General features: G+C 56.5%; 15 protein-coding genes. 9 read left to right on the top strand and 6 right to left on the bottom strand.

Features of this window, described 5'->3' with window-relative positions:
- The first annotated feature begins 14 nt into the window (after window positions 1–14).
- Together ACESMK_RS03865 and ACESMK_RS03870 are read left to right on the top strand one after the other, a co-directional pair.
- Window positions 15–2,018, top strand: coding sequence for a methyl-accepting chemotaxis protein (locus tag ACESMK_RS03865; protein ID WP_372995463.1), 2,004 nt, complete (start codon window positions 15–17; stop codon window positions 2,016–2,018).
- A 119-nt stretch (window positions 2,019–2,137) separates the two neighbouring features.
- Complete coding sequence (locus ACESMK_RS03870; protein ID WP_372995465.1) at window positions 2,138–3,016, top strand: peptidoglycan-binding domain-containing protein; 879 nt, start codon at window positions 2,138–2,140, stop codon at window positions 3,014–3,016.
- A 3-nt stretch (window positions 3,017–3,019) separates the two neighbouring features.
- On the opposite strand, the gene ACESMK_RS03875 is transcribed toward ACESMK_RS03870, so the two are convergent.
- From ACESMK_RS03875 to ACESMK_RS03885, 3 genes are all read right to left on the bottom strand, one after another.
- Window positions 3,020–3,274, bottom strand: a complete 255-nt coding sequence (locus ACESMK_RS03875; protein ID WP_372995467.1) for a hypothetical protein — start codon at window positions 3,272–3,274, stop codon at window positions 3,020–3,022.
- A 231-nt stretch (window positions 3,275–3,505) separates the two neighbouring features.
- On the bottom strand, window positions 3,506–3,658 hold the full coding sequence (locus ACESMK_RS03880; protein ID WP_372995469.1) for a hypothetical protein: 153 nt from the start codon (window positions 3,656–3,658) through the stop codon (window positions 3,506–3,508).
- A 170-nt stretch (window positions 3,659–3,828) separates the two neighbouring features.
- The gene (locus ACESMK_RS03885) at window positions 3,829–4,080 is read right to left on the bottom strand and encodes a YdcH family protein (RefSeq protein ID WP_372995471.1); all 252 of its coding nucleotides are present in this window, start codon (window positions 4,078–4,080) and stop codon (window positions 3,829–3,831) included.
- 167 nt (window positions 4,081–4,247) lie between these two features.
- Between ACESMK_RS03885 and ACESMK_RS03890 the strand changes: the two genes are divergently transcribed.
- Window positions 4,248–5,216 (top strand): beta-ketoacyl-ACP synthase III, encoded by a 969-nt coding sequence (locus ACESMK_RS03890; RefSeq protein WP_372995473.1) that lies wholly within the window; start codon window positions 4,248–4,250, stop codon window positions 5,214–5,216.
- A 149-nt stretch (window positions 5,217–5,365) separates the two neighbouring features.
- Entirely contained in the window at window positions 5,366–5,638 is a 273-nt protein-coding gene (locus ACESMK_RS03895; protein WP_008171158.1) for a YebG family protein, read from the top strand.
- A 38-nt stretch (window positions 5,639–5,676) separates the two neighbouring features.
- Here the strand turns inward: ACESMK_RS03895 and ACESMK_RS03900 are convergent, their stop codons facing one another.
- The gene (locus tag ACESMK_RS03900) at window positions 5,677–8,133 is read right to left on the bottom strand and encodes a YbcC family protein (protein WP_372995475.1); all 2,457 of its coding nucleotides are present in this window, start codon (window positions 8,131–8,133) and stop codon (window positions 5,677–5,679) included.
- Complete coding sequence (locus tag ACESMK_RS03905) at window positions 8,130–9,749, bottom strand: NADH-quinone oxidoreductase subunit L (RefSeq protein WP_372995477.1); 1,620 nt, start codon at window positions 9,747–9,749, stop codon at window positions 8,130–8,132. The genes ACESMK_RS03900 and ACESMK_RS03905 overlap by 4 nt, the downstream gene beginning before the upstream one ends.
- A 100-nt stretch (window positions 9,750–9,849) precedes the next feature.
- Between ACESMK_RS03905 and ACESMK_RS03910 the strand changes: the two genes are divergently transcribed.
- The 4 genes from ACESMK_RS03910 to ACESMK_RS03925 all read left to right on the top strand — a co-directional run bounded on the left by ACESMK_RS03910 (window position 9,850) and on the right by ACESMK_RS03925 (window position 14,101).
- Entirely contained in the window at window positions 9,850–10,761 is a 912-nt protein-coding gene (locus ACESMK_RS03910) for a LysR family transcriptional regulator (protein WP_372996049.1), read from the top strand.
- 91 nt (window positions 10,762–10,852) lie between these two features.
- On the top strand, window positions 10,853–12,343 hold the full coding sequence (locus tag ACESMK_RS03915; RefSeq protein ID WP_372995479.1) for a flavin-containing monooxygenase: 1,491 nt from the start codon (window positions 10,853–10,855) through the stop codon (window positions 12,341–12,343).
- A gap of 81 nt (window positions 12,344–12,424) precedes the next feature.
- Window positions 12,425–13,102, top strand: a complete 678-nt coding sequence (locus ACESMK_RS03920) for a FadR/GntR family transcriptional regulator (RefSeq protein WP_372995481.1) — start codon at window positions 12,425–12,427, stop codon at window positions 13,100–13,102.
- A 3-nt stretch (window positions 13,103–13,105) separates the two neighbouring features.
- Complete coding sequence (locus tag ACESMK_RS03925; protein WP_372995483.1) at window positions 13,106–14,101, top strand: bile acid:sodium symporter family protein; 996 nt, start codon at window positions 13,106–13,108, stop codon at window positions 14,099–14,101.
- A 10-nt stretch (window positions 14,102–14,111) separates the two neighbouring features.
- Here ACESMK_RS03925 and ACESMK_RS03930 read toward each other — a convergent pair whose 3' ends face one another.
- Complete coding sequence (locus ACESMK_RS03930; RefSeq protein WP_372995485.1) at window positions 14,112–14,756, bottom strand: J domain-containing protein; 645 nt, start codon at window positions 14,754–14,756, stop codon at window positions 14,112–14,114.
- A gap of 131 nt (window positions 14,757–14,887) precedes the next feature.
- Here ACESMK_RS03930 and ACESMK_RS03935 point away from each other — a divergent pair, with 131 nt between their 5' ends.
- Complete coding sequence (locus ACESMK_RS03935; RefSeq protein WP_372995487.1) at window positions 14,888–17,038, top strand: TonB-dependent receptor plug domain-containing protein; 2,151 nt, start codon at window positions 14,888–14,890, stop codon at window positions 17,036–17,038.
- The last annotated feature ends 14 nt before the right edge of the window (window positions 17,039–17,052 follow it).

Here is a 17,052-nt window from a genome sequence, read left to right on the forward strand (position 1 = left end):
AGAAGGGCTACGCTTTGGCTTCCTCTTTCTTTGAATCCGTCGAGCGCAAATTGGGCGTACCGGGCAAGCTTCTGATTGCGCCGGTTTTCGTTCTTCTCCTTTTTGCGTCTGTAACGTTTTTCAGTGTCTCTGAATTCCAGCAACTGGACCAGCGCATGAACACAGTCGCCAGAGACCTGGCGCCGGATACTGCGATTGGTACAGAGTCGGTCATCAGTGTGTACAGAATGCGCCTTCAGGTTTTCGACTATTTCTCGACAGGCCATGAGGAATCTCTCGGCCGTTTTGATGAGTTGGAGGCAGAATTCAATGCCGTGATGGCCAGAGCTCAGGAAAACATTCAGGATCCTGAGCGGGCCGAGCTTGTTGACCGCATTGAAGAGACCACCAACCGCTATATTGATGCCTTCAGAAACAAACTGGTGCCGGCAAAACGCAAGGTCCTTGCGATTATTGCGGAAAGGCTGGACGAACACGGCCCCAATGCCACTCAGGCACTGAGGCTTGCTTTGAACGGTGTCGCCAACAGGGAGCCGGAGAGTGAACTGAGAGCCGGGTTGGAGCAGCTACTCAACGATGCCCTGATAATGCGGATGACTGCAGAGCGCTATCTTGCAAATGGTGACGAGGATTCGAAGAAAGATCTGGGCTGGGCGATTGAAGATCTGTCCGATGCCTTAGACCTGATCGATGCCGAAAACGGCCCTGAGTTTGTGCAGGTCTATCTCAATACTGTCGTCGAGGAACTCGGGAACTACCGATCCGCTGTCCAGGAAATGCTTGAGCAACAAAGTGTTCTGGTCGATGTAAAGTCCCGGACACTCGACGTCCTCGGCCCGGAAATCGCGGGTATGGCCCGTGAGCTCGAAGCCAGCATTTTCGCCTCCCTTGAAAAAGAAGCGGATGAAGCAACGGCAGAAACCGATCTTGCACTCAAGTTCACCATCTCCGCGTTCGTGGTATCCGCGGTGCTCGGGCTGATTGTTGCGGTGGTAATGAGCCGTTTAATGGGCTCGAGCGTGAAACGGGCGAAAACAGAAATTCTGGGTTATCTCGACGACATTGCCAACAACAATGGTGACCTGTCCTCCCGGCTTACTCCCGGCCGGCCTGATGAGATCGGCGATTTCATCGGTGCCGTCAATACCTTCCTGGAGACCCTCGAGGACACCATTTCCCAAATCGTGACGGCTTCTCGCCGACTGACCGGCGAATCCGAATCGCTCTCTGGCATTACCCAGCGCACCACGGCCAATTCCGAGCAACAACGCGACCAGATCACCCAGGTATCTGCGGCGATGCAGGAGATGGTATCGACCTCCGAGGAGATCGCCTCGAATACATCCGATACTGACGAATCCGCCCGCAAGGCGGCCTCTCTCGCGGATTCAGGTCAGGAGACGGTTGGAACGGCTATCCGTGCGGTTACGAACCTTGCCAATCAGGTAGAAAAAGGGTCCGTACGCATCCAGCAGCTGGAAAACGAGTCTGCTGAGATTGGCAATGTGTTGGCGGTCATACAGAGCATTGCCGAACAGACAAATCTTCTGGCCCTGAACGCTGCCATTGAAGCCGCGCGCGCGGGCGAAGCCGGCCGGGGTTTTGCGGTGGTCGCCGATGAGGTTCGGGGCCTGGCGAAGCGTGTTCAGGAGTCGACGGTGGACATTGAGCGGATTGTGTCCCAGCTTCAGAGTGGCGCAGCCGGCGCAGTGGTGGATATGAGCAAAGCGAAACAGATGGCAGGGGAAGCCAGCGACGAAGCCACCAAATCCGGAGAGGCTTTGACGGATATTCTTTCAGCCGTTAACCGAATCGTCGAAATGACCACCCAGATTGCCAGTGCCACGGAACAGCAGAGGGCAACCGCCGCGGAAATGACCCAGAACGTGGAAATCAGCAGTGGCGCTATTGAAGAGCTGGCCGGGGACATTTCTCAGGTGAACCAGTCAAGCAGGTCTCTGGCCGACATGGCCGATGACCTGAATACGCTCGTCAGGCGTTTCCGGGCAAGGGAGTAACCGAAGCTAATAAGTGTAGATGTTAACCACGTCATGGGCGGGTCTTGGATTTACTGATACTTTGGGGCTTCAAGTTACATAATGTAACCGGAAACGGACCGCCCCGGAGGGATCCCGCCATGACCCGTTCTCAACAGACCAGTAATTCAGGTTTCCGTGGCCGCGCCATTGTTTTGCTGGCAGCGGCCACTTGCCTGGGCACAGCCCACGCCGCCGAACCCGAGAAAACCATCTTTGCCGCCGAAAACGCGCTCTATGGCGCCGGCCACGATATCGGGCGTGCCGATGGCTGGTTTGATGATGAGCTCCGGGCCGCTATTCGCACCTATCAAAATGCAAACGGGCTTCAGGCCAATGGCAATCTCGACACGGAAACGCTCAAGGCGCTCGGCGTAAATTCGGAATCAGCGACAACCATCACCGCCAATTCCGTATCCAGCCCCGAAAAATCCGCCGCCGTGCTGGGTTTGTCCTACCCGGATCCCACACCGGCCTCCCCGGCCGTTGCAGAGGCAGAAGCGGAACCGGAGCCCCGGCCAGAGGTAGCGCCGGAACCGGTCCAACAACCACCGGAACCCATCGAGACAACCGCTGTTTCAAAAGTTGAAAAGCAGGAATCTCAGACAGTTACGCAGGAAACTTCAAAACCATCCGAAGATATCGCCATTAAAGAAACGGTGACGGTCGCGGAAACAAAGGAGCCCGAGATTTCCGAGCCGGCTACACCAACCCCGGAATCCGACACCAAAGTGGTCGATAAGGCACCGCAGGAAGAGCCTGCAAAGCCAGACCCTGTTCTGGCCCAGCTACCTACCGAACCAACGGGTGCGGGTAACCAAGAGGCAGAACAACCCGTTGAACCGGAACCCGAGGCCTCAAAGCCCGAGCAGCTCGAAGCCCCGGTCCCGGAAAATCAGACAGCGGCCAAGAGACCGCAGAGTACTGGCGGAGGCTTTTTCAGCACGCTGTTCGATTTCTTTTTCGGTTGGCTGGTGTGAACGTCAGCTCTGCAGCCGATCTTTGAACACCTTCCAGTCAACCACGTTGCCATCGGAATCAAAGTGCACGTAACCGCGGAAACTGGGGTTGTCTTCCCAGGCTTTCACATAGCCAACGGTCTCACCGGCATCGGAGACTATCTCGAAAGCTTCACTGTGGGCGTTGACGATTTCCTGGTCGGGTTCGATGTCTGAACGTTTGAGTCTTACAGAGGAATCTAAGGGCAAGGTGCTTTGAAGGAATTCCTGGATCATCATCAAGCTCTCCGTAAATGGCGAACGGTTCACAATCAAGCGTGTGACCAACTATAGGCCGATCCGTTCAGGGAGAATACAGATTCAGATCAATTTTCTTAGATTATTTCGAGATAAAAACGCTTTAAGAACAATGGCATATTTCATTCTTGTGACAGTATGTAACCACCAGATCTGGTGAATCTCTCACCAGTTCAGGTGGTTACCGGAGCCACTGCCGATCGCTGACGCCGATCAGAATTTCCAGAACGGTGTGCTTAGTTTCTGTTCAACCATTTCCGGGGAAAATCCCACGTCGTTCAGCAACCGACGATCCATGGTCATTACCAGGTGGATAAAGTTGCGCTTCATCCGCCAGCCTTTGTAAAGCGAAGCTGCTCTTTTCATTTCAAAACTCCTTAGTCAACCTGAAAGTGTCGGTCTTAGAAACCGGGACCTTGTTTAATTAGGATCCTATTCTAGGCTTGACGAGGAGTTTTCTGAATACTTGGAAACCCCTATAAACAGGGGCTTCCAGCATTTTCCGGTGAAATTACGGTGTCATTTCTATTGCAGTTTCATGATGCTTTGGCGTTTGAAATCAGCATCTGGTAAAGGTCGTCCTTGAGTTGCGCACGCTTCTGCTTCATGCGGTGGAGTTTGTCGTCGCCAACGGGAGAGTCTCTCTTTTCCAGCCCTTCAATTTCGTAATCAAGCTCCGTGTACTCCTGGAGCTTTTCATTGAACCTCAGATCATTGTTCCTGAGTTCTTGAATAAGGTCTTTGTACTGGGGGAATTCTAGGTGAAGCTCATGGCTGGAAATGCCCATCGTGTTGCTCTCCTCTTCATTGCAAAGTGTTGATCAAGGCCGATCACCTTCAGCATAGACGAGCGTGCCAGTTTCTGGGCGTCTTTGACAAATCGCTAATTACGCACGATGTTGCATGGGTATAGCATGGAGGTACGTTATCCAGTTACGCCTCGGGACACTTGCGAATGACCTTTGCACGAATTACCGGCACCGGTTCTTACCTGCCTGACAATATTGTTACCAACAAAGACCTTGAGAAAATGGTCGACACCACCGACCAATGGATTCGCGAGCGCACGGGAATCGAAAGACGTCACATTGCTATCGAAGGCCAGACGACGGTGGATCTTGCCGAGCAGGCCGCAAAAAACGCCATCGACGCGGCCGGCATCAACGCGGAAGACATTGATCTGATCGTGTTTGCCACCTCTACCCCGGACAAGATCTTTCCCAGCTCGGCCTGCCTTCTTCAGGCGCGCCTTGGCATCCATGGCTGCCCTGCCTTCGATATTCAGGCCGTCTGCAGCGGATTTGTGTACGCTCTCGCAACCGCTGAAAAGTTCATCAAGACAGGCAGCAGCAAGAAAGCCCTGGTTGTCGGTGCCGAGGTGTTTTCCCGCATCATCAACTGGGAAGACCGGGGGACCTGTGTCCTGTTCGGCGATGGGGCCGGTGCGGTGATCCTGGAAGCCGATGAAGAAACCGGCATCCTTTCTACCCATATTCACGCTGATGGTCAGTACGCCGATCTGCTTCACGTTCCTTGCGGCATTGCCGATGGCTATGACCAGGTCAAGGCCGGGCGTGCATTTGTAGAAATGAAAGGCAACGAAGTGTTCAAGGTAGCGGTGAACACGCTCGGCAAGATTGTCGATGAAACTCTTGAAGCCAATCAGATGCAGAAGTCTGACATTGACTGGCTGGTTCCGCACCAGGCGAATCTTCGCATCATTTCCGCCACGGCAAAGAAACTGAACATGTCCATGGACCAGGTTGTTGTAACGGTCAATGAGCACGGCAACACGTCTGCCGCGTCCATTCCCCTGGCTCTCGATGTCGCCGTACGCGACGGACGAATCAAACGCAACGAAGTGCTACTGCTGGAGGCCTTTGGCGGCGGCTTCACCTGGGGCTCAGCACTGCTCAGGTACTGATTGCTGCCTTTCCGATTTCTGGCAACCTTGAATGAAAAACGGGCTTCAACATCCTCTGTTGAAGCCCGTTTTTCATTGTGTTCACCGCACTCTGTCAGATAGACTGTATTTTTATACAGTACAACCAACGCTCACTGCGAGGAATAACCATGGCAGTACAAGCAGTCTACTTTTCTGATAGGGACGGCCTGGATATGGCACTGAAAAATCCTGAGACGATGCTGTTCACTTCGAAAGCCGAAGCCGACGCCCGTGACAAGGTGCTCGAGCTGGCAGAAGAAATTCAGGTATTCCTGGGCCGCAAAGTCGAGGGGCTCGGTGACGACCTGGCCGAACGCTGTGCCATGGCCATCGCCGAAGACAAGGATCTGTTCCAGAAGGCTCTCAAGAAGCCTGAACTGCTGAACGCTGAGCAGGAATAAGGAAGAAACAAGGGCGGCCTGGTTTGGCCGCCCTGCCCTCAGGACACGGCTACCCACGCCCCACTGTCATAACGTTCCACACCCCCACCGGACATCCGGTGCAGACTGACCCACTGGTTTTCCACCAGCGCCGCAACATCCGGCTGCCGATGGAGGACAGATTCAATCCGCTCCCCCGGCGCATCGATGAGTACCGTCAAACGCAGTGGTTCGTGGCGCCAGTAGGTGCCGTCGTGAACTGACTGAAGCGGCAGACCGATTCTCAGGCGCGTACCGTTGCCCTCCACAACACCGACGTTACCGCCAACCACCGAATGAAGCAGCTTGTTGCCGGAGCCATACACCTCCGGAACAGTCACCGATGCAAAGTACTGGAGGTTGATCCAGTTGGCGACAATCATCGGAGCGGCCAGCAAGGCCTCGAGAAGACTGCCGTCGTCATCCAGGGCCGGGTCGTAATCGTGAAGAAACACGCGGCCCGACAGATGACAGCCCCGGGTCTTGTTCCGTTTGGCAAAGATGATGGCGGCGTTGTTGGCCAGGCCCCATTCCGGCCGTACCTCGGACCAGTCCCGGGTTCGGGTTTCCATGGCCTTTTTCAGGTCATCATCGTCCAGACCGTTCAACTTCAACGGCGTTGCCCGCTCCTTGCGCACGCGAATGCCAGCCTCCTCAAACCCGGCTTCCAGGTCAGCCAGCTGCTGCACGTGGGAATCGGGGATCAGATGGCGATTGGCGATGGACACTTTATCCGTTGCGGTACAGTGCTCTGCTGCAACGGCCCAGGTAAAGTCAGGAATCCTGATGCCCTCGGCTACCAATCCAGAGCGAACCTGAGGATCATTCACCAGCCGTGCCGCCAGGCGCGCATTCACGCCGCCACTCTGTCCGCCGCAGGCACCACAATCCAGACCAGCCTGGTTCGGGTTGTTATCCGTGTGGCTGCCATGGCCCACCAGCACGAGCAATGGGGCAAACCCATGGGTTAACGACATGCCACGGAGCATGTTTGCAACCAAGCTGACCTTTTCCGCATCGGAAAGCGGGTCGCCGCCATGGCTGTGAACCAGCCGGCCCTCAACACGATCGTCCCTGCTGGCTTTGTGACCTTTCTTCAGCGAATCCTTCACCAGCTTCCAGGCCCATGCCAGCCCCGTTGTCTCCACCAGTGTGAAGGTAGACAGGCTGGTGTACTTCGCTTTCCTCACCGATTCACGGGCAATCTCCCGCTGATCCAGCGACCGGTTCTCCGCCAGGTCCTCTCGCAGGCTGCCTTTGGTATCAATCAAGCGGTACGACGCCGGCAGCAGGCCCGGCAAGCGGCGGGCCGGAGCAAAAGGTCCGTGCCGCTGGTGATCAATCGGCATTCCGAAGAAACCGGCAAAACCGAGCGTCTGCACCTCCGGATAAACCTCCTCAAGGTGACGACGCATCACCTCGGAGCGAACATCAATGCAGAACACCGCCTGAACTTTTGGTGTGTCCGTTTCCGGATTTAAGGCCGGCGCTGTGGTTGGAGCAGATTCCAGTGCCCGCCACAGGGTACGCTGGTAACCGATCTCCAGGGCCCGCTGCCAGACCCACAGCCTGCTGCGATCCTCATGATCACCATTGCGACGGGCTCGGGCCCGCTGCCGCTGCCACTCGGCCTTCTGAGCAGTCGAGGCGAAGGAGATGCCCGCGGATTCCCAGACCAGCATAATGGCCAGAATCTCCGCACACCGGTCGGAAGACCGGCCCTCGAGGCCGGCACGCCAATCCTCTCCCCGGCACCAGGAGGCCCAGCCGTTCACTCTGAGCAACAAGCTGTGACAGAGCGCTTCCAGCTCTTCACCAGACACCCTGATCGACTTGATGGCCGCCAGGATGGCATCGTCCATGTTGTCCGGCACGGTTTCGAAATAGGCTCTGAGGCCCTTGAGCCCAGTGGTAAAATCCAGGGCCAGGTCCTTTCGAACCAACGACAGCCAGAAACCAAACAGGCCTCCCCCGGCGTCGTGACCGGAGGCAGACCAACGGCCCTGACGCTGATCAAAGAAGGCCCCGCAAACATGGGACACCTGGTCACAGACTGTCTCCGTCAAACCGCTGGCATTATGGCTCCCCGCTGCCGCCGGGAAGGTATCGAGAATGGAGCCCCGCAGGGGTGCGGATCCTGATGGTTTCCGACCAAGCCAGTCAAGGTACCAGGCCATATCCCGCCCATCGCCACGCTCTGCGATGCTGGCCATGAGATCCTCTTTCCGGATCCGGCCGCCGTCCCAGGCTTCGCGGTAGTATTCGGCCGGCATCAGCATGCTGAATCCGCCACGTTCACCGAGAACCTGATCGGCCCTTGAGGCCGGAAGGTGGCGCAGGCCCCAGAAGGGATTCACCGCTATCCACTGGTCCAGGGGCCAGACCGGAGCCATCAGATCACAGGCCTGCCGGAAGGGCTTTCGCCAGCCGTCGTTCATCACCTGAAGTTCCGGCACAGACACACACACGTTGGTCATGATCTCTCCTCCAGTCTGAACGGATGATGGGGAATCCTGCGAAACATAGTCGGTACTTTCAGGGCTTCTGCCGCCAGGAAGCGTGTCAGCCGGTCAAATGGCAACTCCAGGTAAAGCCCCTGACGGAAGTGTGCACAGAGCGCCCGGGTAACCGGGAAATGGGCTCCGAACACGATCAGGAGAGAACAGGCTGCCAGCAGGGCAACCATCGCGGAGCCAGCCGCCCAGGCCATCGTGGGAATGGAAAAGCCTTCATGCGCCGGCACGGCCGGGCCTACCAGGAAGTGCAACAGCGAGTACACCGGGACCAGCAGCACAGCCAGGCCTGCAAGCCGAAGTTTCATGATCGCGGTGGCGCCGGCCGGAATACCCATGGCAGCAGCAGACACCGCCAGCACCAGCAGCGCTCCAAAGACCGGATTACCCTCGACGATCCACGGCGCCAGGAACAGGATCGCAGCTGCCACCAGCCCGGCAGAGCCTGCCCAGAACACACGGCTCGCAAGCCGCGACTCCGGAAAACCGCTGGCAGCGGACACAGCGACGGTACGACCGGAGGCCAGGAAAGAGTGCGCCTTGTACAGAGAGTGAGCCAGCAGATGCAGCAGAGCCAGGGTGTAGGCGCCCATACCGATTTCGAACAGCATGAAGCCCATCTGGGCGCAGGTTGACCAGGCCAGAGCATGCTTTACCGAGTATTGGGTCATCATGGTCAGTACAGCAACGACAGCCGTCATGCCTCCGATCACCAGAAGAATCATGTGTCCGGCCGTAAAGCCATCAAATACCGGGAACAGGCGTAACCACAGGAACCCACCCAGGTTGATAACCCCGGCGTGAAGCAGCGCGGATACCGGAGTCGGCGCTTCCATCACCCGAATGAGCCAGCCATGGAACGGAATCTGGGCACACTTGAGAACCGCAGCCAATGCCAGAACAACCGAGGCAACCGTCAGGGCCGTTGATCCGCCTGCACGGGCGGGCTCATTCTGGACCATGTCCGGCAAATAGAAGGTTCCGTAGTGGAGATACAACGCCACCACACCTGACACGACCAGGGCATCACCGACCCGGCTGACAATGAACTTCTGAACCGCTGCCATTCGCGCCTGGGGCCGGTCCTGGTAGAGAGTGAGCAGATGGTGCAAAGCCAGGCTGACGCCAATCCAGGCGCCCGCCAGTATCAACAGATGGTTGGTGAACACCAGAACCAGCACCGAGGCAACGGTTACAAGAAACCAGGGAAGGAACCGGTCCCTGCCTGGGTCCTGACTCAGGTAGTTATCCGCAAACCGCAGAATTACCCAACCGATGAAGGCCACCATCAGGGCCATCCAGACCGCAATGCCGTCCGGGTAGAGCCCGAATTGGCCGCCAAGGGCCGCCAGCGTGTTTCCATCCCCAATGACTCGCGACTCGATCAGAAGTAAAACCGCCACCATCAGCGACGCCGCCATGGAGGCCACCATCATCCATCCGGCGATTCGCCAGCAGTGATTCAGCTTCAGGGGACTTTTCAGCCAGCCGCTCAGCCCGGCCAACAGAAAAAGGCCCACCGGTAGCAGCAACCATAGTGCGAGGATCAATTGCGATGACAATTCAGCGATTGGATTCATATCTGCAAACCTCCCGTTTGCATGTACTTTGCACACATTCTTCACATATAAAAAATGGTTTATACTGATCACTTCATTCTCTTTTTGAGAACAAATGGCCATGAAGCTCAATTACCACCATCTCTATTACTTCTGGAAAGTCGCCCGAACCGGCCACCTGACCCGCGCCGCGGATTCGCTGCATATTTCCCAATCGGCCCTTTCAGGACAGATCCGGAAGCTGGAGGAAAGCCTGGGCCATGATCTCTTTATCCGGGAGGGGCGCCGGCTGAAGCTGTCTGAGGCCGGCAGAATGGCGTTTTCCTATGCAGAGGAGATCTTCCGACAGGGCGAGGAACTGACAGCGCTGTTTACATCCGGCGCTCAACCCAATCGCGAAATCCTGCGAATTGGAGCCGTTGCAACCCTGTCCCGGAACTTCCAGGAGGGCTTTCTACAGCCCCTGCTCAATCGGGAGGATCTGGAGCTCAGTCTCCAGAGCAGTCACATTGACGAATTGCTTCGACGGCTTTCAGCCCATCGGCTGGACCTGATTCTCGCCAACCAGGCTGTGCAGGGAGATGACCAGAATCCATGGCGCTCCCGCATGATCGCAAAACAACCCGTCAGCATCATCGGGCCCAGGGGAATGGAGGTTCAGGGCGACTTTGCCGAGGTGCTTCGTGGCAGAAGCCTGATTGTTCCCGGGCCGGACAACAACATACGACAGGCCTTTGATCAGCTCTGCGAATACCACAGGCTTCGGCCAACCATCGCGGCGGAAGTGGACGACATGGCCATGATGCGACTACTGACCAGGGACACGGGGCATTTTGCCATCATGCCGCCGGTCGTGGTGCGGGACGAAATGAAAAACGGGGTCCTGGCAGATTATGGCGCCCTGCCCGGTGTATTCGAAGAGTTTTACGCAATCAGCATCCGGCGCCAGTTCGAGTCTCCGGCATTACGGGAACTGCTGTCCCAAAGCTCGGATAATTTTCTGACCCGGACACCGATTGGTCATTCTGACTAGCCCGTGTGGCGAAAAATGTCATCCATCCGGGCGGGTTACATCCGTATACTGATGTTCGAAAGACCAAAATAATAACACCGGACACCTGATCATGACCCAACACAGCAAGCGTGAGCGCCCGTCTATCCTGATTATCGGTACCGGTTTCGGTGGTCTGGGCATGGCCATCAAACTGAAGCTGGCGGGCTTCACGAACCTGACGCTGCTGGAAAAAGCCGACCGGGTCGGAGGCACCTGGCGCGATAACACCTACCCCGGCGCTGCCTGCGATGTCCAGTCCCACTTCTATTCCTATTCGTTTGAGCCCAAGCACGACTGGTCCCGAAAATTCGGATTGCAGCGGGAAATACTGGGCTACATGGAGCACTGCGTCGAAAAGCACCAGCTTGGCGATCACATCCGGTTCCATTCGGAGGTTCAGGATGCCGCCTTCAGCTATCAGTCCAACCAGTGGACCGTTACCCTGACCAGCGGCGAGCAACTGACCACTGACGTACTGATTACCGCCACCGGGCAGCTCAATCAACCTGCCTGGCCAAAACTCAACGGCCTGGATCGCTTCCAGGGCACCATGTTCCATTCGGCCCGCTGGGATCATGACTACGACCTCTCCGGCAAACGGGTGGCCGTCATCGGTACCGGCGCCAGTGCCATCCAGTTTGTCCCGGAAATCGCAGCAAAGGTAAAACAGCTGGATCTGTTCCAGCGCTCGGCGGCCTGGGTGCTACCCAAGCCGGATCGGCCCTTCAAACCCTGGGAGCAGGCACTGTTCCAGAAGGTTCCGGCCTGGGATCGAATCTACCGTTACCTGATCTACTGGAAAAACGAGAGCCGGGCCCTGGCGTTTACCAAATTCAGTGGCCTTCTGGAAATCTACGCCAACCAGGCGAAACGGGAAGCGAGCAAACAGGTCACCGATCCCGCAAAACTGAAACACATCATTCCCGACTATAAAATCGGCTGTAAACGCATTCTGATTTCCAATGACTGGTATCCGGCCATTAACCGGCCCAACGTGAATCTTATTACCGATCCGATCGATCAGATTGACGAAACCGGTGTCATTACCCGGGAGGGTCACCACCATCCGGTAGATGCCATCATTTGCGGGACCGGATTCCGGGCCTCGGAATTCCTCTCACCCATCCGGATAACCGGGCGGGGCGGGAAGACCCTGAACGACGCATGGCAGAACGGCGCCACCGCGTTCAAGGGCATCACCGTCAGCGGCTTCCCCAACCTGTTCATGCTCTATGGGCCGAACACCAACCTGGCCCACAACTCCATTCTGTATATGCTGGAATCCCAGTTCCGGTACGTTCTGGACTGCCTGGAAGCCCTTGAGAAGTACCCGGGCTCCGCCATGGATGTCCGTCAGGATCGACAGGACCGCTTTACCCATGTGGTGCAACAGGGCCTAGAGGACACCGTCTGGAGCTCGGGATGTACCTCCTGGTACCTGGATGCCAATGGTCGCAATACCATCAACTGGCCGGGGTTTACCTTCACCTACCGGTTTGCCACCCGTCGTGTGGATACCGCCGATTATCAGTTCCTGTACCCGGGCCAGGCCACAGGCTAGGTGAATTTGGTCCAACCAGACTTGAAGCTCACCTGAATTCATAGGATGATTGGGTTATCGGTTGGAAGGATGATAAACACCATGCTGGAACGTATTCGCAAGGGGTCTCTGGTGGAGACTGCCATCGAGAGCCTCAGAAACGCCATCGAAAAAGGTGACTGGTCCGTTGGCGATCGCCTGCCCGTGGAATCCGAACTGTCTGACTCCCTGGGGGTTAGCCGCAATACGGTGCGGGAGGCGGTCCGGGTGCTGGTGCACGTGGGAATGCTTGAAACCCGTCAGGGGGACGGCACCTATGTGCGGGCCACGCGCGACGCCGGGGAAACACTTCGGAGAATTGCCCGCACGCAGCTGGCGGACCAGCTGGAGGTGCGAATCATGCTGGAAACCGAGGCGGCAAAACTGGCGGCTTCAAGGCGCACAGACCAGGATCTGCGCCAGATGACCAGCGCACTGGATGCCCGCGCCAGAGCCTCAGAAGATCTTCAGGCCAGGATCCGCCACGATGAGGCATTCCATCATGCCCTGGTGGCGGCCTCCCATAACTCGGCGCTGGTGGAACTTTACGATTACTTCTCCCATGCCGTCAGCCAGACGATCGAGCGCACCGAAACCGACACTGACCTGCCGGAGCCTTCCCAGGAAGACCATGAACTGCTGCTCGCCGCCGTTAGACGGCAGGATGAGGCCAAGGCGGAAAAACTGGCCAGGGAACTGTTAAAACCGAGCCTTCACGCACTCAAGAGCCGGGAGTCCTGATCCATGAAATTCAGGATCGATACCTTCACCCTACTGCTACTCGGCGCTATCGTACTGGCCACGTTCCTGCCCGCCACCGGCAAGGCCGGGGATGCGCTGGCCACAGCCGGAACGGTAGCCGTCGCCCTGCTCTTCTTCTTCCACGGTGCGGCACTTTCCCGTGAGCAGATCATTGCCGGAGCCACTCACTGGCGACTGCATATCCTGATCACATCGCTTACCTTCGTCTTCTTCCCGCTGGCGGTGCTGCCCATAAACGCGCTCAGCGACATTGCCCCCTCCTGGATGCCAAAGGATCTTGGGCTGGGTTTCCTGTACCTGGGGGTTCTGCCCTCGGCGGTCTCATCTTCCATTGCCTATACCGCGATGGCGCGAGGCAATGTACCGGCGGCCATCTGCAGTGCTGCCGCCTCCAATGTATTCGGCATGATGCTCACGCCGTTTCTGCTTTTGTTGCTGGTCAGCACCTCTGGCGGTGGCGACTTCTCGGTGGCCGAAGCATTGCAAGACATCATCCTGCAACTGCTGCTGCCCTTTGCCGTAGGCCACGCTCTCAGACCCTGGCTCGGCGGCTTCCTCGGACGAAACGAATCCCTGATGGCGCGCTATGACCAGTGCGTGATCTGGCTGATCGTCTACTCCGCCTTCTCACACTCGGTGGAAAGCGGCTTGTGGGAGAACCTGCCGCTACAGGCGATTCTGTTCGCCATCGGGCTTTGCGTGGGCTTGTTGCTGTTATTCATGGTGTTTGCCAAATTTCTGGTACGCCGATTCGGCTTCAGCCTGGAAGATGAAGCCGCCGTGGTGTTTTGCGGGTCAAAGAAGAGTCTGGCGTCAGGCCTGCCCATGGCCAAGGTTCTGTTTTCGGGGCACCCCGGCTTTGGCATGATCGTGCTCCCGATCATGTGCTACAACCAGATACAAGTGATTGTCGGGGCGATCCTCGCCCAGAAGTACCGGGAAAAGATTGAGCAGGCGAATGCGAAGCAGGTGAGCTGATGGGGGCGGCCTAGCCGCCACCCATTCCGCCAAATAAAGTGGCAAGAATCACCAGCCCGATAATCCAGCCGATCACCGCCGGCCAGAAGTTGGCCATCTGGGGTGGCTGCTCGCCCTGCTCTTCCGACATGCCGGGCTCTGGGTAATTCCGCTCGTCCGCCATGTCCGGTGCCTGTTCAACACTGAACCAACCGAACCATTCTCCAAGGAACTGGGCAACGGGCGGGGGAAAGCTGCCATTTTCCGCCATCGGGCGCAATTGAGGTTCCAGCTGGCGGCCAATCTCCTGTCGCAGTAGCGGCTGATCAGCAGGTGGCTCGCACAGGATGGCTTTCCAGATGCCGGCATCCTTGCTACGAGAGGCATCGTTCAGCAGCGCCTTGATCTGAATCACCACTTCACGGGCTATCTGGCCCTCATTGGCATCCAGCGGCCGTTCCGGCTCTGCCAATTGTTCATGAGTTCTCTGCTCGGGCTGAGCTGGCCCGGTTTCCCGCGTAACCGGCGCCGGGTTATCGCCAACCGCTTCCCGAAAGGCCTGTTCCAGGCTTCTCGCCTCGTCTTCAGAGGCGAACTTGAGCTGTTGCTCATACGCATCCTGGATTTTCCGGCGATCACCGGTTGGCTCAATTCCAAGGATTTCCCAACAATTCATACAGCTGTAACTCCCGGGCCGAGATTCATTACATTTCTGAGAGACAAAATGTCTGTAGTCCCTTACGATAGGAACCAATCATAATAAAATCGACATTACCTTTTTTCTCGGCAGATTATAGAACGTCAACCATGCATCAATCGACAAAAACGGCAGTGGTGCGTAACGACCGCCCCCTCGCAACCTGCCTCGGCGTCAGCATCGCCCTTTCCGCACTGCTACCGGCAACCGCGCTCGGGCAGGCAACCTCACCCGATTTTACGCCCGGATTACTTGCCCTTGATGGCGAAAACAGCGAAATACCGGAAGTACTGACGACAACCCGGTTGCGCCAGTCCAAACTCCGGGTTCCCGGGACCACCACCATTATTACCGGCGACATGATTCGCGACCTTGGCATCATGAACCTGGAAGAGGCGCTGCGGCTGGTTCCCGGCATGGTGGTTGGCCATTGGGGCAGCACCAACCCGGTAGCAAGCTACCACGGCACCTCCCAGTACGAACAGCGCCGACTGCAGGTTCAGATCGACGGGCGAACCGCCTACCGGATCAGCCTGGCGGACGTAGACTGGCTAAGCATGCCGGTGGCATTGGAAAACATCGAACGCATTGAAGTGAGCCGTGGACCAAATTCTGCCGCTTATGGCATCAACGCGTTTCTCGGAAGCATCAATATCATTACCCGCTCACCACAGGACACGGCAGGCGTCGAAGCCTATACCTCGGTTGGTTCTCGTGGGCACCTTCGCACGTTTACTTCCGTGGGTGATACAGATGCCGACAAGAGTTGGCGCCTGTCCTATGAAAAGCGCAAATCCAACGGTTTTGACAACCAGATTGATGACGGAAAGCTTCTCCCTTTCCATGATGGACATGACGTCAACAATTTCAATTTCGACAGCGTATTCAGAATTGACCACCAGCATTCCGTTGATGTCCGGGCAGGCGTGCTGGATGGTGTAAATGAAGAAGATCTTGAAAAATCCGGCAAACTGGGGGCGACTACCAATCCGGATGTCATCATGGATGACTACTACCTCCATGTTCGGTTTGATGGAGCAACCTCGCCGAATCATTTCTACCATATTCAGGCAAGTTATCAGAACCAGCGGCAGCGCCAGCGGTGGTCTGTGTCTGCACCTCCGGCTGAGATCAATGCAATTTTACCGACCGGATTTCCTCCCTTCCCCGAGGATCAGGGCCCGTTCATCGCTGACCTGAATGAAGACCTGGAAGAATCCCGTCAGGAAATTGAATTTCAGGACACCGTGATTTTCAGCGATCAATTCAAGCTGGTTTCCGGTGTGGGTTATCGTAAGGACTCGTTCAATTCCGAAACCTTTTTTAACGGAAAGGGGAACAATCACCAATCCCGGGTATTTGCCAATGCGGAGTACTCGCCGTTCCGTTGGTTGACTTTCAACGCAGGCGGAAACTGGGAGCGGACCACTACCACTAATGAAGACTATTTCTCCCCCCGAGCCGCGGCGAACTTCATCCTGAACAACAACCACGCCCTGCGGTTTGTCTTTTCCCGTGCAGTCAGGACACCAGATGCCTTTGAACAAAACCCCGATTGGTCCTACACACCTCGCAATGTTCAGCCACCCTTTGAAGCATTAGAAGGTCAAAGAATTGAAGTTGCAGACATTCTGGACCCGACCTCGTCCACTTACGGTCAAGAACTCGAGGAAGAATGGATTACCTCCCGGGAGATCAGTTATTTCGGCCAGTTCCGCCTTGAGCAGGCTCTGCTCTCCGTTGAAGTTCGATACTTTAACGATTATTTCCGCGACATGATCAGTGGGATTATCAACGAAGAGCAGTGGTTCATCGCCAACAACGTTGCCCTGGACCAACAAGGCGCCGAGGTGGAAGCTTCACTGGATTTTTCAGGCACGAGACTCAGGGCTACGTACGCGTATCTCGAGCAGGATAGTCGATATACCGGAGATCCCAACGCACTGTCAGAAAACAGAAAGCAACGGGCAGTTGACCTTCTGGGGCGCCTGTCTGCCCACGAATCCGGAAGTTTCGCCTGGATTCAGGATCTCCCGATGGGTTTCATGACGTCAGCGGCAGGGTACTGGACCAATGAAGTACGGGGTACCCGGTTCGAGCGTGCCGATTTCCGGTTGGCACGCCGGGTGGACAAATCCAGTTACAGTTATATGCTGGCCTTGACGGTTCAGCATTATCTCAACCCGAAACCATGGATGAGCCCTGACAACCGGATTGAGGACCATAACCAGTTCTTCGTTGAGGCTGGTATTCGTTTCTGAATTTAACAAGGAAA

Origin of the sequence: Marinobacter sp., from assembly GCF_041687235.1 — a bacterium.
Taxonomy (GTDB): domain Bacteria; phylum Pseudomonadota; class Gammaproteobacteria; order Pseudomonadales; family Oleiphilaceae; genus Marinobacter.